The sequence below is a fragment of the Kordia aestuariivivens genome, from assembly GCF_014397005.1.
In the GTDB taxonomy this organism is placed as follows: Bacteria; Bacteroidota; Bacteroidia; order Flavobacteriales; family Flavobacteriaceae; genus Kordia; species Kordia aestuariivivens.
The window spans coordinates 1-26,267 of record NZ_JACGWS010000009.1 but is presented as its reverse complement, the minus strand read 5'-3'; the positions used below and the strand labels follow the sequence as shown (position 1 = coordinate 26,267).

Annotated in this window: 19 protein-coding genes and 1 pseudogene; 14 read left to right on the top strand and 6 right to left on the bottom strand. The window is 34.2% G+C overall.

The window, feature by feature from the left end; genetic code table 11:
- Window positions 1-150 precede the first annotated feature (150 nt).
- The 4 genes from H2O64_RS14645 (at window position 151) to H2O64_RS14630 (ending at window position 5,182) form a co-directional block, all read left to right on the top strand.
- The gene (locus H2O64_RS14645; RefSeq protein ID WP_187562956.1) at window positions 151-2,490 is read left to right on the top strand and encodes a T9SS type A sorting domain-containing protein; all 2,340 of its coding nucleotides are present in this window, start codon (window positions 151-153) and stop codon (window positions 2,488-2,490) included.
- 162 nt (window positions 2,491-2,652) lie between these two features.
- Window positions 2,653-4,167, top strand: coding sequence for a helicase HerA-like domain-containing protein (locus H2O64_RS14640; protein WP_187562955.1), 1,515 nt, complete (start codon window positions 2,653-2,655; stop codon window positions 4,165-4,167).
- Between the two features lie 63 nt (window positions 4,168-4,230).
- Window positions 4,231-4,821 (top strand): hypothetical protein, encoded by a 591-nt coding sequence (locus tag H2O64_RS14635; protein WP_187562954.1) that lies wholly within the window; start codon window positions 4,231-4,233, stop codon window positions 4,819-4,821.
- The gene (locus H2O64_RS14630; protein WP_187562953.1) at window positions 4,811-5,182 is read left to right on the top strand and encodes a cupin domain-containing protein; all 372 of its coding nucleotides are present in this window, start codon (window positions 4,811-4,813) and stop codon (window positions 5,180-5,182) included. Before H2O64_RS14635 ends, H2O64_RS14630 begins: the two co-directional genes overlap by 11 nt.
- Window positions 5,183-5,343: 161 nt before the next feature.
- On the opposite strand, the gene H2O64_RS14625 is transcribed toward H2O64_RS14630, so the two are convergent.
- Window positions 5,344-6,810 carry a hypothetical protein gene (locus H2O64_RS14625; protein ID WP_187562952.1) on the bottom strand — a complete coding sequence of 489 codons (1,467 nt, stop codon included), beginning with the start codon at window positions 6,808-6,810 and terminating at the stop codon, window positions 5,344-5,346.
- A 370-nt stretch (window positions 6,811-7,180) separates the two neighbouring features.
- On the opposite strand from H2O64_RS14625, the gene H2O64_RS14620 reads away from it, so the two are divergent.
- The 8 genes from H2O64_RS14620 (at window position 7,181) to H2O64_RS14585 (ending at window position 18,460) form a co-directional block, all read left to right on the top strand.
- Window positions 7,181-7,396 (top strand): hypothetical protein, encoded by a 216-nt coding sequence (locus H2O64_RS14620; RefSeq protein WP_187562951.1) that lies wholly within the window; start codon window positions 7,181-7,183, stop codon window positions 7,394-7,396.
- A 267-nt stretch (window positions 7,397-7,663) separates the two neighbouring features.
- A complete protein-coding gene (locus tag H2O64_RS14615; protein WP_187562950.1) occupies window positions 7,664-8,713 on the top strand; it encodes a hypothetical protein in 1,050 nt (349 codons plus the stop codon).
- A 185-nt stretch (window positions 8,714-8,898) separates the two neighbouring features.
- Window positions 8,899-9,687 carry an SH3 domain-containing protein gene (locus tag H2O64_RS14610; RefSeq protein WP_187562949.1) on the top strand — a complete coding sequence of 263 codons (789 nt, stop codon included), beginning with the start codon at window positions 8,899-8,901 and terminating at the stop codon, window positions 9,685-9,687.
- A 1-nt stretch (window position 9,688) separates the two neighbouring features.
- Complete coding sequence (locus H2O64_RS14605; RefSeq protein WP_187562948.1) at window positions 9,689-12,724, top strand: ligand-binding sensor domain-containing protein; 3,036 nt, start codon at window positions 9,689-9,691, stop codon at window positions 12,722-12,724.
- Between the two features lie 344 nt (window positions 12,725-13,068).
- A complete protein-coding gene (locus H2O64_RS14600) occupies window positions 13,069-13,821 on the top strand; it encodes a LytR/AlgR family response regulator transcription factor (RefSeq protein ID WP_187562947.1) in 753 nt (250 codons plus the stop codon).
- A gap of 254 nt (window positions 13,822-14,075) precedes the next feature.
- Entirely contained in the window at window positions 14,076-14,654 is a 579-nt protein-coding gene (locus H2O64_RS14595; protein ID WP_187562946.1) for a hypothetical protein, read from the top strand.
- 175 nt (window positions 14,655-14,829) lie between these two features.
- Window positions 14,830-15,672 (top strand): GLPGLI family protein, encoded by an 843-nt coding sequence (locus H2O64_RS14590; RefSeq protein ID WP_187562945.1) that lies wholly within the window; start codon window positions 14,830-14,832, stop codon window positions 15,670-15,672.
- A 79-nt stretch (window positions 15,673-15,751) separates the two neighbouring features.
- Window positions 15,752-18,460 carry a carboxypeptidase-like regulatory domain-containing protein gene (locus H2O64_RS14585; protein ID WP_187562944.1) on the top strand — a complete coding sequence of 903 codons (2,709 nt, stop codon included), beginning with the start codon at window positions 15,752-15,754 and terminating at the stop codon, window positions 18,458-18,460.
- A gap of 230 nt (window positions 18,461-18,690) precedes the next feature.
- On the opposite strand, the gene H2O64_RS14580 is transcribed toward H2O64_RS14585, so the two are convergent.
- Entirely contained in the window at window positions 18,691-20,055 is a 1,365-nt protein-coding gene (locus H2O64_RS14580) for a hypothetical protein (protein ID WP_187562943.1), read from the bottom strand.
- Window positions 20,056-20,905: 850 nt separating this feature from the next.
- On the opposite strand from H2O64_RS14580, the gene H2O64_RS14575 reads away from it, so the two are divergent.
- The gene (locus H2O64_RS14575; protein ID WP_187562942.1) at window positions 20,906-21,292 is read left to right on the top strand and encodes an HU family DNA-binding protein; all 387 of its coding nucleotides are present in this window, start codon (window positions 20,906-20,908) and stop codon (window positions 21,290-21,292) included.
- Between the two features lie 192 nt (window positions 21,293-21,484).
- Here the strand turns inward: H2O64_RS14575 and H2O64_RS14570 are convergent, their stop codons facing one another.
- The 3 genes from H2O64_RS14570 to ffh form a co-directional block, all read right to left on the bottom strand.
- On the bottom strand, window positions 21,485-21,925 hold the full coding sequence (locus H2O64_RS14570; RefSeq protein ID WP_187562941.1) for an SRPBCC family protein: 441 nt from the start codon (window positions 21,923-21,925) through the stop codon (window positions 21,485-21,487).
- Between the two features lie 190 nt (window positions 21,926-22,115).
- The gene (locus tag H2O64_RS14565) at window positions 22,116-23,003 is read right to left on the bottom strand and encodes a bifunctional 5,10-methylenetetrahydrofolate dehydrogenase/5,10-methenyltetrahydrofolate cyclohydrolase (protein ID WP_187562940.1); all 888 of its coding nucleotides are present in this window, start codon (window positions 23,001-23,003) and stop codon (window positions 22,116-22,118) included.
- 119 nt (window positions 23,004-23,122) lie between these two features.
- Entirely contained in the window at window positions 23,123-24,454 is a 1,332-nt protein-coding gene (gene ffh, locus H2O64_RS14560; protein WP_187562939.1) for a signal recognition particle protein, read from the bottom strand.
- Window positions 24,455-25,605: 1,151 nt separating this feature from the next.
- On the opposite strand from ffh, the gene trxA reads away from it, so the two are divergent.
- Entirely contained in the window at window positions 25,606-25,902 is a 297-nt protein-coding gene (gene trxA / locus H2O64_RS14555) for a thioredoxin (RefSeq protein WP_187562938.1), read from the top strand.
- A 238-nt stretch (window positions 25,903-26,140) separates the two neighbouring features.
- On the opposite strand, the pseudogene H2O64_RS24050 reads toward trxA, so the two are convergent.
- A pseudogene (locus H2O64_RS24050) lies at window positions 26,141-26,267 on the bottom strand (NAD(P)/FAD-dependent oxidoreductase); the annotation flags it as partial.

Genomic DNA, 26,267 nt, shown 5'->3' with positions numbered 1-26,267 from the left:
TTTTATTGCTCAATTTGTTAAATTCTGGCAAATATTAAGAAATATCCAACAAATTGTGTTACAAACTAAAAAAAAAGTCTTGAAAATGTTATTTTTTCGTTAATTTCACATAAAAAAGAATTGCAACCTAATTAACACAACCTATTTACTATGAGAAACTTTACTTTTATTCTGTTGTTTGCCTTTATTTTTCAGGCAACTGCACAAAATTTACAACGTCCTGTTCCTGAAAGTTGGAACATCGCTACTATAGAAAAAGTAGTCCCAATTGAACTTCAAAAACCAAATCTAACAACTTTACAAGCAGAAGATGCTGTTAACGACTTAGACAAATCCATTCCTTGGCGATTTGGATATGATCATTTTGTAGATTACGGTTTAAATAATGCTGGAAAATGGCACACATTACCAAACGGAGATCGTATTTGGAGAGTTAACATTATTTCTCCTGATGCATTAACGATGAACTTAATATTTGATCGTTATCATATTCCTGTTGGAGGAAAAGTATACATCTATAATGATGATCGTTCACAAATCTTAAACACTTTTACACACTTACATAACAATCCTGAAGAAATTTTAGGAACATGGATGGTGAATGGTGAAAGTCTTTGGATTGAATATTTTGAACCAAAAAAAGTAAGTGGTCAGGCACGATTGAATATCGGAAACGTAATTCACGGATACAGAACTGCAGACATGTACAACGAAAATAACCCTGAAGCTTTAAATGACTCAGGAGCTTGTAACGTAGATGTAAACTGCGATATTACTGGAACTTCAGTACTTGCAAATGATATTAAAGATGATGTAAAAAAATCTGTTGGAATGCTTGTTAGCGGTGGAAACGGATTTTGTACGGGAGCTTTGGTAAACAACACAAACAATGATGGAACTCCATACTTCTTAACTGCAAATCACTGTTTAGGTGGTTCGGTAGCTGGTTGGGCATTTCGTTTCAACTGGGCAAGTGATGCGTCAGTTGCTGACTGTGCTACAACTGCACCAAGTGTAGATAATACATTTTTACAAACTGCGAGTGGAGCAATTTTAAGAGCTGCTAACTCAGAATCAGATATGGCGTTAGTTGAAATTACAGATGCAGCTTTCTTCGCAGGAAGTCCAGATGTAGTTTGGGCAGGTTGGAACCGTTCTACAACGGCAGTTCCTTCTTTAAACGTTGGTGTTCATCATCCAAGTGGAGACATTCAAAAAGTATGTGTCGATTTTGAAGGAGCGACAAGAACTGTATCAAATTTCAACGGAAATCCAACTACTGAAATGTGGAGAATTGCTGATTGGGATTTAGGAGTAACGGAGCCAGGTTCTTCTGGATCTCCACTATTTGATCAAAATGGATTAATCATCGGAAAACTATCTGGTGGATCTGCAGCATGTTCTGGAACCAATGACAACGGAGGTTTTGATATTTATGGACGTTTTGGTGTTTCTTGGGACTTCGGTACAACAAACGCTACACAATTACAATTCTGGTTAGATCCAGCAGGAACAAACCCAATGGATTTGGTACAATTTCCTCCATTACAAACATTTGATTATGATGCAGCTATTAGCATATTAAATATTCCAACTGATTTATGTGATGCAACCATTACACCAACATTACGTATTAGAAATGCAGGAAACTTACAATTAACAAGTGCTACTATCATGCACCAATTAGATAGTAATACTGCAGTAACAATTAACTGGACAGGAAGTTTATCAACAGATCAATTTGAAGATATTCCTTTATCAGCTATCGCTGTATCAGGTCAAGGCGCACATTCATTCGTAGCTACTGTAGCTAACCCAAATGGAAATGTAGATCAATCGCCATCAAATGATTCTAACACAAAAAACTTTACTATTCCTGATAGTTTCGCAACAACAACAATAAGAGTGATCATTACACCTGACCGTTACGGAGGAGAAACAACTTGGCAATTAGCAAATTCAGCAGGAACTGTTGTTGGAAGTGGCGGACCCTATACGACTACAGGAACAAATGGTACGCAACCAGATGAAATTCAAGATATCACTATCACAGCATTTGATGACTGTTATACATTTACAATAAATGACTCGTATGGAGATGGAATTTGCTGTCTGTATGGAGCTGGAACTTACCGTTTGGAAGATGGAGCTTCTAATATTTTAGTTACTGGAAATGGAGATTTCGGAGCAACTGCTTCTGACTTATTCAAAATAACAGATCCATCATTAAGCGTAAGCGAAAGCCTATTAGGTAGCAACTTACGAATTTATCCAAATCCTTCTGCGGCTGATTTTACAGTTGCTGTAAGCAATTTTACGAACGTAGCTTATGAAATTAGCAGTATTACTGGACAACGTATACAAGCGGGATCGTTTAGCAATGGAAACAATACACTTTCTATGAGAAGCGAAGCTGCAGGTATGTACTTTATCAGAATTACTGATCTAGATTCAAATATTAGTGTGACTAAAAAGATTGTAAAATACTAGAAATAGTAGCATTACATTATATAATAAAGCATCCGTTTTTCTTTTGAAAAGCGGATGCTCTTTTTTGTGCTACTTTGTGATTGAAAAACTTTAGCGGAAATCTAACAGCATTTTTTTTAGACTTCACTAAAATCGCTTACTTTTAACCAAATTTTGGAACTCATGAGTAGTAAGGACAATTTTATTGATCATATTGACAAAGGATATATTACAAAAGGTGATTATATTACCGTAGGATCGGCTATGTATGAAGGTCAAACGGTTACAGATGCGTTTGTGAAAATTCCGCTAAAAACCCTGAATAGACATGGTTTGATTGCTGGAGCCACTGGAACTGGAAAAACAAAAACGCTTCAAGTACTTGCCGAAAATCTTTCCGATAAAGGAATTCCTGTGTTATTAATGGACTTAAAAGGTGATTTAAGTGGAATTGCACAACCAAGTCCTGGACATGCAAAAATTGACGAACGTCATGCTAAAATTGGGTTTCCATTTGAAGCAAAAAGCTTTCCAATTGAAATTCTTTCCTTATCCGATCAAGATGGTGTGCGTTTGCGTGCTACAGTTTCCGAATTTGGACCTGTATTACTTTCTCGAATTTTAGACTTAACAGAAACACAATCAGGAATTGTTGCCGTTGTTTTTAAATATTGCGACGACAACAAAATGCCATTGCTTGATTTAAAAGATTTCAAAAAAGTATTGCAATATGCTACGGGCGAAGGAAAAGAAGAATTTAAAGAACAATACGGACGAATTTCCACAGCTTCTACAGGATCTATTCTTCGTAAAATTGTAGAACTCGAACAACAAGGCGCTGAATTGTTTTTTGGTGAAACTTCATTTGATGTAAACGATTTAACTCGAATTGACAAAAACGGACGCGGTTATATAAACATTATTCGTTTAACAGATATTCAAGACAAACCAAAGCTATTTTCAACGTTTATGTTGAGCTTATTAGCAGAAATTTATGAGACATTTCCTGAGCAAGGCGATAGCGGACGACCAGAGTTGGTATTGTTTATTGACGAAGCACATCTAATCTTTAAAGAAGCTTCCAAAGCCTTATTAAGTCAAATTGAAAGTATTGTAAAACTGATTCGTTCCAAAGGAATCGGATTGTACTTTGTCACACAAAATCCAACGGATGTTCCAGAAGCAGTTTTAGGGCAATTAGGTTTAAAAATACAGCATGCATTGCGTGCATTTACAGCAAAAGATCGAAAAGCCATCAAGCTTACCGCAGAAAACTATCCAGATTCTGAATATTATGATACTGCCGAAGTATTAACTTCCTTAGGTATTGGAGAAGCCTTGGTTTCTGCTTTAGATGAAAAAGGAAGACCAACGCCATTAGCTGCAACCATGTTACGTGCGCCAATGAGTCGCATGGACGTTTTAACAGCTTCTGAATTAGATGAAGTGATTGACAATTCAAAATTAGTCAAAAAATACAACTCAACAATCGATCGTGAGAGTGCATACGAAATGCTCAACGAAAAGATTGAAAAAGCTGAGAAGCTTCACGAGAAAGAAGAAAAGGCAAAAGAAAAAGCAAAATCTTCCAGAACTTCTAGCAGAAAAAGTACACGCCAAAATCCTATCATTAAAGTGTTGACAAGTGCGACATTTATCAGAAGTATTTTAGGTATTCTGAAAAAAGTTATCAAATAGCAACAATAAAAAAATAATAAAAAGGTTATCCTTTCATCATTAAAAATATAAACTAAAAATCGCGTGAAAAAGTCTCTATTACTTACTATTATCATTGCTTGTTTGACAAGTTGTGCAAAAAAAGAAGATCCGTTTTTGATTCAAAAAGATCAAATTGGAAAACTATCTAAAGAAATTACTGTACAACAATTAGATTCTATTTTTGCCAACGATTCTTTGGTAAAACGCATTGGCGAAGGTGACTTTGTACAAGCCGGAGACGACAAATATTTGATTTATGAAAAAGGTGGAAAACAATTGCTAACCTTAACGCCAAGACAGCAACATGACGTGAAGGAAAAAATCAAAACGATTCAAGTTCACGATCCACGTTTTAAAACTGCCAAAGGGCTTACGCTAAAAAGTACGTTTAAGGATATTCGCGAACATTATAAAATTAGAAACATTCACAATACGTTCAGAAATCTTGTCATTACGGTGGATGGAAACGAATATTTTACGATTGATAAAAAACAACTTCCCGAAGATTTACGCTACGATATCAACTTGAATATTGAAGCACTTCAAATACCTGATGCAGCAAAAATCAAGTATTTCATGATCAATTGGGAACATACGGAAGCCGCTAAAAACGATTCAAAAGATGAGCTCTAAAAAATATAAAGTTCAAAAAGCACCTTTTGTGGTGCCAACAACTGACGGAAAACTGATTGAGGAACATTTTGGAAATGCTACCGATGGAAATTCGGATGTAAGTATTGCACACATGGTTGCGCCACCAAAATGGAGCGAACCCTATCAATCTCCTGAATTTGATGAATTCACATACATCATCAAAGGAAAAAAACAATTTATCATTGAAGGTGAAACTATTGTGTTGGAAGCTGGACAATCGATTAAAATTGAAAAAAATACGCGCGTACAATATTCCAATCCGTTTGAAGAAGACTGCGAATACTTAGCAATTTGTTTACCTGCATTCTCTATGGATTTGGTAAACCGAGAAGAAAAATAATAATAAAGGTTATTTAGAAAAATGATTTTGAAACGTCATTCTGAATTTATTTCAGAATCTCATCGTTGCAATTTCAATGATTATGTGAAACTGAATCAAGTTCAGTTTGACGCAATCGTACTTTTCTAAATAACCTTTTTACTCTACAATCATAACCGTAATTACGGCTTAATAATCGTTACATATCTGTATGTAGTATTCTTTCCTACATAGCCATATCCATTGGTAGTTCTGGCTCTTGCGTATACATTAAATGAATGTGCACACGTCTTTTCAGCTTTAAAACTTCCTAAAATATGGTGACTTCCTTTCCAATTTCCTGGAGTTGTTACTGGATCGTACTTCTTGTAGACAATATTCTTAGAATCTCCATCGCCCCAACGTGCTGTTAAGCTATAATCCAATAAGTTTCCTTCGGTATCAAACGCTTCAAAATCTACATCTATTTGATCGTTTGCGTTTTGTAAATTCACAATACCACACGCACCAATTTCTGCATTTTTATACTTAACAGAATTGATACTTACTTCTGGCACATTATTATCAATATACATTCCTAATACTTGTTCTGGACTTGTTGCACCAACTTCTATTCCTGCATTGTTATAGAATTTTACTTTAAACTGATGCAATCCTGTATTGAGTTTTGTTGAATTGAATTGAAACAATAAATCATCAATAGAATAATCGACACCTGAATTTGGCATTTTGTAGAAATTACTACTATCTGGTGAAGATGCTTCCAATACATAATCGGAACCATTCCACTTGTAGTTGTACCAAGAAGTTACAAACTCAGAAAATCCTCCTGAAGTTCCTTTTCTATGAAATACTTTATACTTCTTTGCTCCGATTCCAGGCAACTGATTCATCTTTGTACGGTTTCCAATTACATTCAACAAGCCACCAAAAGCAGCATTTCGAGCATAAATGAAATAGTTTGAAGCTGTAGTAGCACGTCCTGACGAATTAATCTTTGTTGTTGGAATCAATCCTACACTTCCCATCACTGGACCTAAATCTGCTGTTGAAATAGATGGTTTTCTAGAGAAATACAAGGTATGTAACTTAGAAAAATCTCTAAAGAAATTTGCAGGTGTATCGTAGTTTAAATTTGGTTTGTTTGAATGCACTCTGAATCCAAACTTTGTGTATGAACTAAACCACCACCATAATAAGTTGATTTTTAAATCTGTCAATCTAAATTTGAATTTCCAGATTCTGTGCGGTGTTGAAGAATTTGGGGAAGTTCCGAATGTACTTTTACATTCTGACTTTTGTACTTCATTTAGCAAACCTGTCCATCGTCCTGCGCCTAAATAATACTGTCTTCCCATCTTATTTGGGTTTCCAGGATAGTTTCCATAGTTTACATCATATCGTGGTGTAATGGCTCTGTTACGATTCAAATCAAAAGTAAACCAGAAATAATCGCCTGTTCCAGGATCGTTGTGTGTGTCTTTTACAACATCCAACACTACATATAAATATTTAGCATCATTCTTGGCAAGCATAAAACCGCCATCGAATTTCATTTGTTTGTCTTGCGCGCCTGACCAAGCCGCATCTTCTAATTGGTCGTCTAAAGAAATGGGCGTTCCTGCCCAAGTTGATTTAATAGTTCCCATGTTTTTTTTAGTTTTTAGGTTATATATCATTTTAAAGGACAAAATTACAACGCACTAATACACTGTGTAAGAGCATAAAAACTAATTCGATACAGGAAAAAGACGGATTTTTATTACGGTTTCAAGAAATCACTTGGAACTAGTAGTAGTATTTGTGTATTGAATCTTTCTGAACACAGACAATTCCAATCGTAAATGATAAAAAACAAAAAGGTTTCTGAAGATTTTAAACGAATTCTAGTTTAACGCTAACGAATTCTAAAACGACTCCGAAAAAGCCTGAAGTTGCCACTACATTTGAAATGTAATTAAGAAACAAAGTCATCTTAATCACAATTAAAAAGATACAAACTTTAAACAGCAACATCAAATGTGGTACGATATAACAGCAACAAAAATGATTCAAAATTATTTGAATAGCTATTCGCAAATCAAAATGCAGTTTGATGGCGAAGGGAAAGTAAATACAGTCGCGCTATTTCAAGATGGCATATGGATTCAAAGTCCAACCTTGGCAAAACGAATGCGCTTACGACATATTACTTTGCCAATGCGACGAGAAGCTTCTATCACATTAAAAAGATAAAACAAATTTAGGTTAGTTGGTTAGTTGGGGAATCTCAGCTTGGATACTTTTGATGGCTGTCAAAAGCTACGATTGCAAACTATTGAAGAGTGGGTTTTCAAAAGCAATAACAATCGTGATTTCAATCAAAAAGTGGATTGATCTTATCCAAGCTGATTTTCATATTAATTAAAAGATTGAAAGATTAAATGATTAAAAAACTCATAACTGACAACTCATAACTCATAACTCATAACTCAAAAAAATAACTTTAAAAACAACAACACTATGAAAACAAAAGCACTAAAAATGGCAGCATTCATGGGACTTGTATTAACATTCGTATTTGCATGTTCCCCAAAAGAAAGTTCAGATGAACTCGCTGAAGCAACCACAAGCGAAGTACTTGCTTCTAAACAATCCGTTGTATTCATCGCTGGATATGACAAAGGTTCTAGCACGTATTATAAAGATGCAACAGCACATTTTCAAGGATTGAGTTATACAATTGTAGACGATGCATTTTCGCTTCAAGAAATCATTGCTTGGTTAAATAAAAACCATCACAAACAAGATTATAGCGAGATTCACATTGTAAATAAAGGAAATTCTAAAAAAGGACTTTCGCTAGAAACGACAATTCACGGCGAGTTACTTTCACAAAAAAGCTTACTCAACTGTTTGAAAGAAGGCAAACTTCCGAAGCTTGAAAATGTGTTAGCAAAAGATAGCAAATTGGTATTTCACACTTCTGAATTAGGAAAAGATACAGATTTATTAAATATCTTAAAGCAAACGTTTACGGCAAATTACCAGCCAAAAGTATTCGCAACACAACACGCAACGGTTTTTAACGGACAGTTTCAAAAACATTTCTTAGCAAAAGCATTCTACGGATATTATCCAACAGCACAATCGCCCGGAAATGTAGATTTATCAAAGCAGTTTATCCGTAAATATCCTTTAGAAGATATTCATTGGTTAGACGCGATTAGAACAAAAGAAGAAGAAGAACCAGGAAAAGCATTTGCGTATAAATTTAATATTCCTGTGCGTTGGGAAATTGAATTCTCAGATGATGAAGATGTACCTTCTTTAGCAGATGCAAATGAAATTATGGATTGGATTGACGATAACCAAGAATACAAAAATCGCATCACAGACATGGGAATTTCCATAGAAAAGTTTAGATGGAACGCTGTAAAAGTTGGGCAAAAAGTAATCATCAAAGGAAAAACTACGGCGGTTTGCGTATTGAAACCAATGATGCAACGTAACAATCCATTATCGTATGTGCGTACAGAATTTGACAATCAACGGTATTATACACAACTTTGATTAATGTAACCTTTTCAAAAAAAATGTCACATCGAGCGCAGTCGAGATGCTTATCTAGCGAATAGATATTCTCGACTGTGCTCAATTTTACAAACCAAAAAATTTCAACCTAATTAACTTATATTTGCTTTATGTATATTTTCAAACCCAACACTGTTTTACTTCTTTTATCTTTTATGTTTTGTATGCTGAGTCAAGCTCAAAACGATACTACCTATTTATACCATAAGTATGACATTGATAAGACGTATTCATTATTTGGCGATAATGTAAAACTAAGAGCCGAACCAAATACGACTTCCGAAGTTGTAACATTACTTCGCATTGGTGATGAGGTGAAAATTATTAAAAAGACTTATTTTTTTCTAGAAGATGCAACTTCTAAAACTGCTTGGTATGAAGTAGATTTTCAAGGTGAAAAAGGATTCATTGCTGGAAAATTTATCGCGAATGGACACAAAAAAAGTGGAAATCAACACTTTTACTTTCGTAAAATACCAGATGAAGAAAACGATCAAGTACACATCCGAATTGTATACAATACAACTACAAAAGCCTATACAGAAACCACGCAAAAACTCATGAATGAAAGTATCGGGATCAGTTTTGAAGCTCATCACGATTTAAAAAACATACTACAAATTGTGATCATTAACTATTTTGGCGATTCTTGTGGAGAAGAAGGTGGAAACACGGTATTATTTTTGAAGGAGAATTATGAATTAGTCAAAGTAGCCGATTTATCTGAAATTGGAGATGGTGGAATCTATGGTTTATCAGAAACATTTACATACAAAATAGATGAAGAAAACGGACAGCCAATTATTCTATTTACAAAAGAAGAAGAGGAACAAGTAGATGAAGAAAAACGCTGGTTTGAAACGAAAAAAATAACACGCATATACGAATGGAATGGCACGAAATTAGTTCCAGAATTTTCAAAAGAATTCAAAAAAAGAGAAACGTCTAATTAATATGAAACTGTTTTTACAAAAATATCTCCTACTCTTTTTTGTGGTATTTGGAACTTGGTTTTCAAACGCACAAAACAATCAGTTACGCGCATATACCTTGAAAGATGGTTTGCCACAATCGCAAGTAAATGCTGTCACACAAGATGCTGCTGGGTATTTATGGGTTGGAACACAAGGTGGCGGAATTGCCCGTTTTGACGGAATTTCTTTTAAAGTTTATACTGAAAAAAACGGTTTAGGCTCTAATTACATTCAATCCCTGCTTTTTCAAAAAAATAGCTTATTCATAGGAACGCGTCAAGGACTTTCGGTTCGCATTAAAAATACATTCAAAAACTATACGACTCCACGTGTGTATGATATGGAAATGGTGAATGATAAAGTCTTTTTAGCAACTCGAAAAGGAATTTACGCTTACAATACTGTTGATGAGCCAAAACGTGTGGATTGTAATGCAAGTATCAATTCGACACAAATTAATGCTATTTTATTTGATGGTACTTCGTTTTGGATTGCTTCCAGAAATGGTTTGTGGAAAACAGATCGTTTGTCAAACACTGGAAAGTTTATAAAAATGCTCAATGGCGATTTTAAATCGTTGGTACAATACAAAGAAAAAATAATCGCTGCGAGTTTTACAGATGGTATTTTTTTGTTTGAGAAAGGAAAAGAAAGTTTTCAAATCGTTTCAGAAGTAAAACAAATCAATAGTATCAACTTGATCAATGCGTCTGAATTATGGATCAACACTACAAACGCAGGCATAAAACGTGTCAATTTAGAGGATAATTTAGTAGAAAAGTCCATTACAAAACGAAATGGTTTATCGGTGTACAACATTCGCATAGCGTACAAAGATCGTCAAAACAATGTGTGGATTGGTTCTTCAGGTGGCGGATTGTTTAAGTTTGAAAAGAACAACTTTAGGCATTACACTAAAAATAATGGTTTAACCGCGAATCGAATTTACGCCGTTCATCATCTGGAAAATACTTTATGGCTTTCTACATCAGAATCTGGTTTAATGACGATTGATTCTACCGGAATTCATCAAGAAACAACAACGAGTGAATATCTGAACGTAAAAGTAAAAACCTTAACAAACGATACCGGAAATAGAATTTGGGCAGGAACTGAAAACAAAGGAATTTACATTTATCAAAAAAAAATACGCGATACTATTGTGTACGATAGCATATTAGTGGATGAAATCAGCTATGAAAAACTGCAATTAGAAGACATTTATACGGCCACAATTACTACAGAAGATGGTTTGCCATCCAATTGGATTCGGAACATAAAAATATACGGTTCGCGAATTTGGGTCGCAACCTATTCAGACGGAATTGTGAGTTTTCAATACGATTACAAAAGCAAAAAAATCTACAATCTTAAAGCTTTTGGCGCTGAACAAGGCATTAAAGATTTAGCAATTCGCGATTTGGCGCGCGATGAAACTGGTCGTGTTTGGTATTCCACAAGTAAAGGACATTTAGGTTATATCAAAAACAACAAAGTCACACATATTGAACCCAAAGATGTTACTGGAGAAGAAGTCACGATCGGAACGATTCTTTTTCATAATTACGATATGTACATTGGTACTTTTGGGAAAGGAATTTGGTATTCAACCTTATCTAAAGAATTAAAATTTGAGGAATTACGCGGTGAAAAAGAATTGTATTCAAAGAATATTTACCAACTTATTTTTGACGATAACGGCATGCTTTGGGCAGGAAGCGAACGTGGCGTAGATCAAATTTCATTAAATAAGAAAAATGAAATCGTCAATGTAATTCATTATGGTGAAAATGATGGTTTTTTAGGAATAGAAACCTGTCATAACGCAATCACAAAAAACACCGAAGGAAATCTTTGGTTTGGAACCATTTATGGACTTACCAAATATGCGCCTTCAACTTCAGAACAAGAATCATCAAAACCGCAAATACATTTTGAAAATATCGAAGTTGCCTATCAAAGTTTAGATTCGATAGACTTGCACGATTGGACAAATTCAGACAAACAATTACAACTTTCAGAAGATAAAAATCACTTAGCGTTTCGGTTTCGTTCGGTCGATTTGGACAATCCGGAAGCGATTGTATATCAGTACAAATTTGACAAAGACAATTGGAGTCCGTGGACGAAGGAAAACAAAATTACATTTGGTGGTTTAGATTATGGCGATCATACATTTTTAGCGAGATCACGCAATAAAGATTGGCTCGAAAGTGATGCGATTGGTTTCAAATTTCATGTCATTCAACCTTTGTACAAAAAAACATGGTTTCGCAATTTGTTGTGGGGAATTTTGGGTTTAATTGCGATCGCGATGGTACTCTTATACATTAAACGTGTAAAAGCGAAAAACCGTGCCATTCGTGAACGTTTACAACTCGAAAACCATTTGTTATCGCTTGAACACAAAGCACTGCGCTTGCAGATGAATCCGCATTTTATTTTCAATGTGTTGAATGGAATTAAAGGCATGAGCCGAAACGATATTGCGAAGATGGACAAAACCATCAATACGTTTGCCGTATTATTGCGTGAAACCTTGACGAATTCCAGAAAAGATACCATTACGCTTGCGCAAGAAATAAAAACCTTGAAAAACTATGTAGAAGTAGAAAAATTAATGGCAAGCAAAGACTTCGCGTATGAAATTGAGTTGAACTCTGAGTTAGATCCGGAAGAAGTGTTAATTCCGCCCATGTTGATTCAGCCGTTTGTAGAAAACGCAATTCGACACGGAATCATGCCGTTGCAACGACCGGGCGAATTGAAAGTTCATTTCTCAACAGACAATGACTTTTTGTATGCAAGTATAACAGATAACGGCATCGGAATTTATCAATCACAGCAAAACAAAACCAACACCGATCATCAATCGATGGCGTTGGAAGTGACCAAAGAACGTATTGAATCCTTGGCAGGTCGCAACACCTTAAAGATTGAAGAAGTTTCCGAAAAAGATCATACCTTAGCAGGAACGAAAATTTCATTTAAAATTCCGTTGGAAACGGATTATTAAATGTTAAATGCTGAATGTGAAAGTTTAGACCGCTGACGCTGTTAGATATTAGACTGCTTCGCTGTTAGATTGTTAGATTGTTAGAATTTTAGATCAATTACGATTCAAAGTACTTCTCGATACAAAATTCTAACGAATTTCACTCGAAGTGACGCTTTAAGTTCTGATTCACAATACGTCTCTTCAAGTGATTTTTTGGAATGAAATGAAGAAAAAAGGTTAAATATTAAACGCCAAATTTTAAATGTAAAAGATAAAGTAGTTACACTAAAAACTTTCACACTGAGCGAAGTCGAAGTGCACAACTCATAACTCAATACTCATAACTCACAACTAAAAAAACTATGCTTACCACTGTTATTGTTGACGATATTCCTGCTGCTTTACAAATGCTTAAAGGCGATATTGAACGTTTACATCCTGAATTGAATATTATTGGAACGGCTTCCAGTGTTGTAGAAACGGCAAAACTCTTGCGCAAGCAACAACCCGATATTTTATTTTTAGATATTATGTTGGGCGATGGTTCTGGTTTTGATGTATTGGAAATTTTTCCAAACTTAACATCCAAAATTATCTTTGTAACGGCAAGTGACGAATTCGCGATTCGTGCGTTTAAATTTGCTGCCATTGATTATGTATTGAAACCGTACGCAGAAGAAGAACTTTCGTTGGCGATCAACAAAGCTAAAAGTCAAATTCATCCGAACAAAGAACGGTTGGACATTCTAAAAGATACCTTGGCGGCTCCAAATGAAAAGCCAAATAAAATTTCGCTTCACACGTTAGATAAAATCATTATTGTGAGTTTGGATGAAATCATTCGGTGTGAATCGGACAGTAATAACACCATTTTCTATTTACTAGACGGACAGAAGATTTTCGTGACGAAAACGCTCAAATACTTCTCAGACATGTTGCGCAATTACCAATTCTTACGTGTACATCAAAGTCATTTGGTCAATCTGCAATTCATAAAAGCGTTCATTAAAACTGATGGCGGTTATATATTATTGAAAGATAAAAGTACAGTTCCTGTTTCTGTTCGTAAAAAAGTAGAAGTGATGGAAGTTTTGAGTAGTATTCATCGGAAATAACTTAGACTCCTTAGATTGTTGGACATCTTAGATTTGTTAGACTTGTTAGATTTATAAGCCGTCACTAGAGTTGAGTTGAAGACGAAGTATCGAGAATCATTCGATATACAAAACTGTTCTCGATACAACGAATCTCCGATTCGCCACTCGAACTGACGAAACTGAAAACCGACAACTGAAAACTGTTAAATAAAAAAGAACATTTTCTATCAATTTTTATTTTCTTATCTTCCTAAGCATTTAAAAACTGAATTATGAAAACACCATCCTCACTCCTAGTCTTATTTTTATTGGTTGCAGCCGTAGCGACAGCGCAAAGCGAATATGAACCTACAGAAATTGATCCGTACGGAACAAAGAATCCGAAAGCACCAAAACAGTTGGATGATTTTAAACCGCTAATTGGTATGTGCGATTGCGATTCGGAACGAAGAAACCCAGATAGAACTTGGGCGAAAGCTGTAAAAATGACTTGGAAGTTTAAGTACATTATGAACGGCATGGCAATCCAAGATGAAACTTTAAAGGCAGATGGAAAGCATTCGGGAAGCATTCGTCAATTCAGTAAAGACAGTTTAAAATGGTATGTACATTACTACGCATCTGCTTCTCCAACAGCAACCTTAGCTGCTTGGGAAGGCAACAAAACTGATGATGGACGAATTGTATTATACAAACCACAAAAAGCGCCAAATGGTACCGATGGATTTTCACGTTTAACGTTTTACGACATTACTGACAAAGGTTACAAATGGGTTGGCGAATGGGTTGACAAAACCGAAACCGTTGTTTTTCCGTTTTGGAAGATTGCGTGTGTGAAGCGTGAGGAATAGGTTATTAGGTTATTAGGTTATTAGGTTATTAGGTTATTAGGTTATTAGGTTATTAGAAGAAACATCCATTTTTAGCGTCATCAACATAAATTAATGTTAATTTTTTAAGAAATAAGGCTAAAGTGTTTAATGTTTAACTATATTCGTTGAACAATTCTAACTTTAAATACAAGTCATGAAGTCATTACTACTTAAATTCTTCGCACTCTCTTTTTTAGTATTACTATCATTCAAGCCAAATGTCCAAGAATTTCAAGGACAAGCCTACTATTTTTCTAAATCAAAAATGGAGTTAGGAAGTTGGGGAGCAAGATTGAGTGAAGCTCAGAAAAAGGACGTGGCAGCACGTTTAAAAAATCGATTGGAAAAAACATACGTTTTAAGTTTTGACAAAGAAGCATCTGTTTTTAAAGAAGAAGACAAACTCGATGCAATTTCTGGCGCAACAGATTCTTGGGGAAGCAACTTCGCTAGAGGTGAACAATATAAAAATGTGAAGCAAAATGCCTTAGTGCAAAGTCAAGAGTTCTATGGAAAGAAATTTCTAGTGAAAGATAAATTACAAACCATTGAATGGAAAATGGGGAAAGAAACAAAGCAAATAGGACAATATACTTGCTTTAAAGCAACAGCTTCCATTCCAACAAGCGAATTGGCTTGGTATAATTTTTCGTGGGGTGACTTAAGAAGACCTACAACTGACGCAAAGAAAGCGGATGGCACACCAGTTGAAGCTAAGGAACCTGAAGTAAAAATGACAGAAGTTGAAGCTTGGTATACACCACAAATACCAGTAAGTCATGGTCCGGCTGAATATTGGGGATTGCCGGGTTTAATTTTAGAAGTTAGTGCAGACAATACAACAATGCTATGTTCTAAAATAGTACTAAACTCAGGTGATGAAATTAAAATTGAAGCACCAGATAAAGGAAAGGAAACAACTAAAAGTGAATATCAAGCAACTGTTCAGAAAAAAATGCTTGAAATGAGAAACAATCGCGGGAGAAGAAGAGGTTAGACTTTTAATTTAATATTAAACCTTTGCTTTAATATATAGTCTAAATTAGATATTTAAAACTAACCAGTAATAAACACTAATGAAAAAAATACTTTGCATTCTCCTATTCTTTGCAGCGAACTTAACTTTTGCACAAATTAAAATGGAAGGCGTCGTAAAAGACAGCTTGAACAAACCTTTAGAATTGGCAAATGTAATTGCCATCAATAAAGAAACAAGTGCTTTAGAATCGTATAGCATTACAGATGCGAATGGTAAATACAAACTAGCATTGGGAAAGAATGCTACCTATAAAATTCAAGTAAGTTATATCGGTTTAAAAAACTTGGAAGAAACACTTTCCACGAAAGAAGTTGATATCATAAAAGATTTTATCCTTAGAGAAGGAAATAAATTAGATGCCGTAAAGCTTACCTACGAAATGCCCGTCACCGTAAAAGGCGATACTTTAATCTACAATGCGGACTCTTTTAAAAATGGTACGGAACGAAAGTTAGAAGATGTTCTTGAAAAACTACCCGGAGTAGAAATCAATGAAGATGGACAGATAGAAGTAGAAGGAAAAGTTGTCAATAAGTTAATGGTGAATGGAAAAGACTTTTTTGATGGAGACACCAAATTAGCAACGAAGAACATTCCGTCGAAAGCAGTTGATAAAATTCAAGTATTGCGTAACTATTCTGAAGTTGGTCAACTGAGAAGTGTGACAAACAATCAAGATAATGTCGCTATTAATATCAAACTGAAAGAAGGAAAAGAAAACTTTTGGTTTGGGAATATCACTGCCGGATCAGGAGCTTCACCAGATAATGAATTGTATTTATTTCAACCAAAACTATTCTATTACAGTCCAAAATATACGATCAATTTTATTGGAGATGTAAACAACATCGGTGAGCTTGCCTTATCACGTCGAGATATTAGAAACTTCGGCGGCGGTTTTAGAGCGCCAAGCAGAAGTAGCGGAACGAATATTAATTTGGGAGATAATGGACTCAACTTCTTGACGAATCAAGAGAATGCATTAGAAATAGAAAATAAACTTGCCACAGGGAATTTTAGTTACTCTCCAAATCAGGCGTTGGATTTTAGTGGATTTGTTATCTACAACAGCAGCCGAATACTTTCCAAAGAAACAAGTTTTGTACAATATACAGATCCAGAATTAGGAATTCCTGATGAAGCAACGGAACAAAAAAGTAGAGAACGCTCTGATCAAGTATTAGTAAAACTGAGCGCTTCCTATCAACCTAATGCTAACAATCAACTAGATTATGATGTGTTGGGTCGCGTATCAAACGATTCACAAGTACAAAATGTTTTTTCATCGGTGATCGGAAATACTGATCAATTAGATGAGGTGACTCCGTATAGCATCAATCAAAATATAAATTATTATTATACGATTAATGAAACAAATATTCTGGCATTTGAAGCACAGCATTTGTTGAAAAACGAAGATCCGTTTTACAATGCCACTTTAGGCAATGAACAAAATGGTGCTTTTGATACTACTGCAGTAGCTTTAGGTTTGGACACTTCCGTAGATAATTATAGTTTGAATCAGAACAGACAAATCAAGTCCAATCAATTGGATGCGAAGTTGGATTATTACAATATTTTAAATTCGAAAAGTAATATCAATATTACGCTTGGAACTATTTTGAGTCGTCAAGAATTCAATTCCAATCTTTTCCAGTTTTTAGGACCTGGACTTACATTAAATCCAACGCCAACATTTAATGCTGGACGTGCTACAAACGATACCGAATACAACTTTAGTGATGTATATTTAGGAGTTCATTACCGATTAAAAAGTGGTAAGTTCACGTTTACGCCCGGTTTTTCACTGCATGCTTATGGGAATAACAATACACAATTTGGAGAAACCTTTAAGGACAACTTCTTTCGCTTTTTACCAGATTTAGAAACACGAATTCAGTTTAAAAAGAGTGAAGCATTGACCTTGCGCTACAGCATGCGTAATCAGTTTACAGATGTAACACGATTGGCAGAAGGTTTAGTGATGAATAATTTTAATAGTTATCAATTTGGAACGCCCGATTTACAAAATGCATTGTCGCACAATGTGAGTTTAGTATATACAAGTTTCAACTTGTTTAATTATACAAATGTATTCGCTAGAGCATCGTATTCAAGTAATATTGATCAAGTACGTGGCTTAACGAATTTTGAGAATGTGATCCGAACGAGTACTTTTTTCAACTCTAATTTTGCAGATGAAAATGTAAATGTCTTTGGACGTGTGCAACGAACTTTCGGGAAGATCAGAGGAACGTTGAATGCTAGTTTTAATTATAGTAAGATCAATCAGTTTATTCAAGGACAACAATCATTGAATGAAGGTTATACACAAACGTACACGCCAGGCATCCGTACAAATTACAGGGAAGCACCAAACGTGAGCGTACGCTATCGCTATCAGGTGACCAATAATACGCAAGGAAGTCGTAAGACGAAGTTTGTCACGACGGCTCCATCGATAAGTTTTGATGCGTATATCTGGAAGCGTTTGACTTTACGTTCAGATTATACCTATACGAATCAAGATTTAGGAAATGGCGAATCGCAATCGTTCCAAAACTGGAATGCGACACTTTCGTACAGAAAGAATAGAGATGCCAAATGGGAATATGAAATCAAAGCGACGAATATTTTAGATATTAGTTCTCAGGTACGAAACAGTGCCAACAATTTATCGGTATTTACTTCCGAAACGTTTATACAACCAAGGTTTGTAACGTTCCGATTTGTGTATACGTTGTAGAAAAAGTTACTTAGTTAGTAAGTTATTATGAGTTGAAAACCGAACAGCAGTTGTGGAAATTGTTGTTTGGTTTTTTTGTGTTTTATTCAAAAATGGTGATTATTAGATTTGAATTGAATTATTTTTTTGGAAGGATTTTGTTTTGATTGGAGTATAATGGTTCGTGTAAACGCTTTAGATTCTATGCGCAGCTAAAGCGTTTACACTCTATCGCTTCTCATCTTCTTTTTTTACAATTCCATTTGTTTCTTTATTAATTCTGTTACAACATCAACTCCAATATCTTTTGCTGTATCGAAAACCCATTTCCCAGCATCTTTCAAATACTTAATAACTTTGTTTCCGTCTTTTTCCTTAGAAGCCAATTCTGCTATTGCAACTTCACCAATTGCTTTAAATTCTTCTGGTGACTTTGCTCGTGTAGCCAAATTTTCTCTTAATTGTTTTAATTGACTATGAAGTTTGTCATAGTCTAAATCTTCAGGAACATTGTAGTTGATTTGTTGAAAGGAATTATTGGACGAAGTAGCATTTGAGCCAACTGCACCTATTTGTGTATTGTTAAATATGTTTTTATCTCCCATAGTTTTTTCATTTATTTGAAAATCAAAAAGTTTTTTAAATTTATATAAATTATCTATTGATATTTTCCCGTTCGCAATGTCACTTATGGGGAATTCAACTTTTTCAAAATAGTCATGATATTCGTCATAATCACCAATAATTATAGGCGATTCAGATTTTGAATATTTGACTGCGTAGTTTGTTAACCAATCTGCTATTCCTAATAAATCAGTTCCTAATGCAGCAAATTGACAGAAAGAATACGAAAAGGCTCCATATTCACTTAATTCTTCTTCACGAGCATAAGTAATGGCAACACTAACAAGACCTTGATTAGGACTTTTATTGGGCAATAAATTACACTCTTCTACATCTACATAATATTTTGGCACTTCTCTATGATACTCAAAATTGATAAGTGATAATTCTTTTGGTATTAGCATAACTCTTCCAATAAGATTTACTGTTGGATTTCGTTTAGCTTTGATTTCCTCGATTAATTTTTCATAAAATTCTTTTTCTAATAAAACAACAATACCTTCATGACTTACACCAGATGAAGAAGCACACATGATATATTTTAGATTTCCCATTACTTGTTTTGGACCAACTCTTAATGAACCCAAACCACCTTTTACCATACTCTTTTTACCACTCGGTCTTAATTCTATGAATCTTCCTTTCCTTTGGTCAACTCCTTTTCTCTTTTCATTTTCAAAGTATCTTCTTAATGCTGATTCTCTTTCTATTTTTGCCTCAATCGTATGGTATCTTCCTGGAGACGATGGTATCCACTCTAATATTTTAAAATTGTTTAATCTAATTATTTGTCCAGGGTAAAGATTCGAATTTAAAGCATTATGCCAGAAGGATTCATCTTCCTCAAAAACCAAGTCTTCTGTTTTCTTTTTCGAGTCTCCATTTAACTTAGATATTAATCCTAAATCAAAGTAATCTTTAAGAGATGAAAGAATTTGTCGCTTTGAACCAATTATTTCTTGATTTCCTCTGAACATTGATGTAATATCCATATTTGTGTTTTTTTGATGAAAGCTAACGTATGTATAGAACTTCTATTCAGAATCCCTATAATTCCCTATAAATATAAGACAAACATTACAACTACACAATGAGGTTTCCCGTAATGATAGCAGAAATCACTAACAAACCATCCCAAAAACAAAAAAGGCAGAAAAGACACGTATGTCATTTTCTACCTTTAGTTACTATATAGTATTTTCTGTATGTTACTTTACGTCACCTTTTTTTTAGTTGTTTTCTTTTCTTTATAGCTTACAATAAAACCTACTGTTGAACTTATCAATACTATAACAAAATAGTTGTGATTAAAAACCAACCAAATGAGTAAGGCTATCAATTGTCCGACACTAATAAAAATAAGTCCAGAAAGTATTTTAGTTTTAGGAATCATACGTTTTGTTTAGTAAGAAATATGTATAGAACTCTTGTTTTACTCTGTACACGAAGTTCTTGTTTCTGTTGTCCTTTATAAATATAAGATAATACTATACAAATACAATAAGATTTCTAGTAATAGCAGTAACTACCAACAAGTTTTATAAAATCATCTTTAGCAACCAACATTTCCATACCGCCAAACAATACATTTTATCTTTACGAATGAATGCTATGATCAAGGAGTTTTATATGTTTTGTCTTGATGTTTTCATAAAAAGATCAAGGTATTTAATTTTTTTAATACATATAAAAATTATTTTTAATACATATTAAACTTTTTTTTAATAGGTATTAAAGTTTATCTTTATAAGTAGTAAATTTTTAAAAGATCAAGTTAATAAATACAAATACACTTGATAAGAGGATCGTTTTCTCAAGTGTAAAACTTTAAAACAACAAGATATGCCTATAAAATATAAAGTCACAGAACGTGGAACGCCCGGTGTAGCTGGTGGTGGCACCAAGAAATATTATGCATCAACCACAGCGCGAAATAAGATTGACTTAAAACAATTGAGTGAACGCCTCGCCGCTATTTCTACCGTAAGTGAGATTGATACAATTGCCGTATTGCAAGGTTTAGTGCATTTGTTACCTGAGTATTTGTGCAATGGCAATACTGTTTCTTTAGGCGATTTTGGAACGTTTAGTGTCCATATTAGTAGTGAAGGAAAAGATACGCCTGAGGCTGTGAATGCACAATCTATAAAGGATGTAAGTGTGAAGTTTAGACCTAGTGTAGAGTTTAAGAAACGAATGAAAGGTGTTGCTTTTAAGAAGCATTCGTAACTTTTATTTTTTATGTTCTTTTATTCATACAACATTATTTTCATAAATCGGAATTCATGAAATGAAAAATTTGTTTGCCAAATTTAAATTCGGCGAAGCCAATCTTCGATTTTTCCAAGGCTTCAAAAATTCTTAACGTGTTTACATTTCTATTCTGCATAAAAGCAAACTCCCGAATTAGATTAAAACCTTTTATATTGTTTTAAGCAGATAAGGATATAACCGTTCTTTTATAAAATAAGTCCAACCGCCAATACAACTTTCACGTTCAAATTCAGGAATGTCGTCAGAGAAGTCTTCTGTTACTTTTGTCGTTACCGTGAACTGTGTTCCATCTTTGTGTGGCTTTAATTCAAAAGTTACAAACGAATTCCCTTTGCAATTTTCATATTTCCAATTGGTCACGATCTTTTGTTGCGGAACAACTTCGGTAACTTTCCAGATATGTAGAAAGTCGCGCGAAGGTGCTTTTACATTAAACTGTGTTTGAAAACCTACTTCAGCTTTGAAATCGGGAATGTTATCAAAGAACCATTGCTGCATTTGTTCCACTTCCGTAATGGCATTCCATACAGTTTCAGCAGAAGCTTCAAATACTTGTGAGACGATGATTGGTGGTTCAGAAGCTTTCATATTATAATTTTATATAAAGATAATTTAATTTTGATTTAGTTCTTACCTGAAAGTATAAATCAAGTTTGATAAGTACAAAGTCGGGAAACTTTGTGCTGCGTGGTGAGACCTTGAATCAAGTTCAAGGTGACGCAGAAACAAAAAAGCAACTTCTTTCAAAGTTGCTTTTCAGTATATGGTATAACGTGTATTATTTTAAATTCATTCTGTGACGTTCTCTAGCGAGTAAGGTGTTTTTTAGTAACATCGCAATGGTCATAGGTCCAACACCGCCTGGAACAGGTGTAATATGACTTGTCTTTTTGCTTACGTTTTCAAAATCTACATCACCAGTAATACGATATCCGCGTTTTCTTGTTTCGTCTGGAACACGTGTAATTCCTACATCTATGACAACGGCATCATCTTTTACCATTTCTGCTTTTAAGAAATTTGGTTGCCCCAAAGCGGTAATGATAATGTCTGCCTGACAAGTAATTTGTGTAATGTTTTTGGTATGACTGTGTGTTAAGGTAACGGTTGAGTTTCCTGGAAAACCTCTTCTTCCCATTAAAATACTCATCGGTCTTCCCACAATGTGACTTCTTCCAATTACTACGGTATGTTTTCCTTTGGTTTCAACGTCGTAACGTTCTAATAATTCTAGAATCCCGAAAGGTGTTGCAGGAATAAAGGTAGACATGTCTAAGGCCATTTTCCCGAAGTTCTCAGGATGGAATCCGTCTACATCTTTATCAGGATGCACCGCCATTAATACTTTTTGCGTATTGATTTGTGGTGGTAAAGGCAACTGAATGATGAATCCGTCAATATCATCATCGTCATTCAATTCGTGAATCCTTTTTAATAGTTCAAGTTCCGAAGTTGTATTAGACATACGCACCATTGTAGATTCAAATCCGACACGCTCACACGAGCGCACTTTACTGCCTACATACGTTAAACTTGCGCCATCATCTCCTACTAAAACTGCTGCCAAATGGGGAACTTTTTCGCCACGTTCTTTCATTTTAGTAACCTCAGCGGCTATTTCGTCTTTTATTTCATTGGATACCTTTTTTCCGTCTAATAAAATCATGTATAGTTGTGTTGTGTTGTGTGGTAATAGGTATTAGGTATTAGGTATTAGGTATTAGGTGAAAATACTTTTAAATTTAAAATTTAGCATTTTACATTTAGCATTTAGCATTTAAAAAATTACCCGCCCATACCTTTCATCATCTGCATCATCTTTCTTCCGCCGCCGCCTTGCATCATCTTCATCATTTTGCTCATTTGGTCAAACTGCTTTAGTAATTGATTCATTTCTTGTACCGAACGCCCTGCTCCTTTTGCAATACGCTTTTTACGACTTGCATTGATAAGCGTTGGCTTTGAACGTTCATCTGGAGTCATAGAGTGAATTAACGCTTCAATATGTTTAAAGGCATCATCTTCAATTTCCATACCTTTCATTGCTTTGGAAGCGCCAGGAATCATGCCGACTAAGTCTTTCATGTTCCCCATTTTCTTCACTTGCTGTATTTGCTTTAAGAAATCGTCAAAACCAAACTGATTCTTCGCAATTTTCTTTTGTAACTTTCGTGCTTCTTCTTCATCAAATTGCTCTTGGGCTCTTTCTACTAAAGAGACAACATCTCCCATTCCCAAAATACGATCTGCCATACGTGTAGGATAGAAAACATCAATGGCTTCCATCTTTTCACCTGTACCAATAAATTTGATTGGTTTGTTTACGACTGATTTAATAGATATTGCTGCTCCACCACGTGTATCACCATCTAATTTCGTTAAGATAACTCCATCAAAGTTCAATACATCGTTAAAGCTTTTTGCTGTATTTACCGCATCTTGCCCTGTCATGGAATCCACCACAAATAATGTTTCTTGTGGTTCAATGGCTTTATGAATATTTGCAATTTCGGTCATCATCACTTCATCCACTGCCAAACGACCTGCGGTATCTATAATAACTACATTGTGTCCGTTTTCTTTTGCATGGGCAACACCTGCTTGTGCAATGGCAACCGGATCTGTATTTCCTTTATCTGAATATACATCTACTTTTATCTGCTCACCTACAATGTGTAACTGATCAATCGCCGCCGGACGGTATACATCACAGGCAACTAATAAAGGTTTCTTTGTTTTTTTAGTTTTTAAATAATTGGCAAGTTTCCCCGAAAACGTCGTTTTACCCGAACCTTGTAAACCAGACATCAAAATGATCGATGGACTTCCCGACAAGTTAATTCCTGCTGCATCGCCACCCATCAATTCGGTTAACTCGTCTTTTACGAGTTTCACCATCAATTGTCCTGGTTGTAATGTCGTTAATACGTTTTGTCCTAAAGCTTTTTCCTTTACTCTAGCAGTAAAATCTTTTGCGATTTTAAAGTTTACATCGGCATCAAGCAATGCTCTACGCACTTCTTTTAATGTTTCGGCAACATTTACTTCCGTTATACTTCCATGACCTTTCAGTACATGCAACGCTTTATCTAGCTTTTCACTTAAATTATTAAACATACGATGTGTATTCTTTTTTAGAAGAAGCAAAGATAGGGGAAACTTCTAAATTTTGAAAGTATAAAACCACTCGTTTTCAGTTCCTAAGTTCCTTGTGAATAGTTATACCAAATAAACTATGTATCATTAAGAAAATACATTTTTTTATTAGGGCGTTCCCACCTTTACACTTCCACGCTGTTCCGTGTACGGCGGTCAGGCTATCCGCTGTTCCTTAAAGATTTTTTAAATGTAATATTCTTAAAATCAAATATTTATATATTTAAAAAAACTAAAGAGCGACCTAATCGTATTCGTTTGTGTATTCTCTTATTTAATTAAAGATTTCAAAAATATACATAAATCTTTAATTTTTACTCATGAAGAGTAAAAAACCTGTGTAGGTTAAAAAATAATGCAATAAATACAAATTGTTTTAAACGAAGCTTAACGAATCATCATGAACATTCATAAACTGTAAAGCATTATTAAAATTCTATTCATATTTGATACAAAATCAAGTAAAAGATTAGAAATAATAAGATGAATATCTTATTGAATTAAAATATAAGGACTTCCCTTAGTTTTTGGTTATAAGGTTTTAACTATCAGTTAATGGATCAATGTTAAAAAAACTATTCTTTGTATTATTAAAGATTTCGTTTCAAACAATCTTACAGTTATCAAAAAGGGAAGAATAGCTTGCGGCTATTTATTAGTAGTGAGTTGCAACACAATAGTTCCTTTAAATGAAGGTTGTAAAACACAACATATATTAAAAGGATTTCCGTTGAAGAATTAAAAAAAATTGATGTATTAACTGATGTATTTATACAAGAAGCAATAAATACCTTAAAAGAACTATATGTTCGAAAAGTTGAACACAAATTGTAGAAGTTTACTAATTAAAAATTTAGCAGTACAATCCTTTAACGGCGTATGATTTTTTGTTATCTAGTATTTTTATTATAAAGGGTTAGCTTTCATTATAAAATGATCTATATCATATATATAAAGTTAATAACTCTTTAAGTTTGTATTAGTTAATTATACTATAAATCCATTTAAGAAGGGCTAATAGTATTTTATTAAAATTTTAATAAGTTATTTAGTAATGATAATAATAAACAATGTGAGCTTAAGATTAGAAAAAGCAATAAAAAATAGAAGTAATGAAGAGTAGTTTTAATAAAATCATTAATTCAGATACACCAGTATTAGTAGATTTTTTTGCCGATTGGTGTGGTCCATGTAAAATATTGTCTCCAATTTTAAAACAAGTAAAACAAGAATTAGGAGACACCGTTAAGGTCATAAAAATAGATGTAGATAAAAATCAACCGCTAGCTGTAAAATACCAAGTACGTGGTGTTCCAACTATGCTATTGTTTAAAAATAGCAAACAAGTGTGGCGACAATCTGGAGTGCTTCAAAAAGATGATATTATAAAAATTATAAAATCAAATTAAAATGTAGATTATGAGTATACATATAGAAGCAAAAAAAGGATAAGTAGCAAAAACTGTATTATTGCATGCAGATTCAATGCGCACCAAGCGGATTTCAGAAATATTTTTAACAAAAATACCAACTATTTTTGGTGCTAGCACCATTGAAATACTCTTTTATGTGGTCAATATTATTCGCTTACTTTTAGGTCAAGAAATCACTATCTATTGTATTGAGGAAAACAGATTGACATTTGTATTAGACTTCTTTCCCTTTTAGCATTTTATTCCAATATAGATAGGGTAGAATATATTTTTTAAGAACCCAAAGTCTCCAATGTTCTTTTGATGAATCCTTGATTAAGAGTCGTTTTAATTTTGGATCT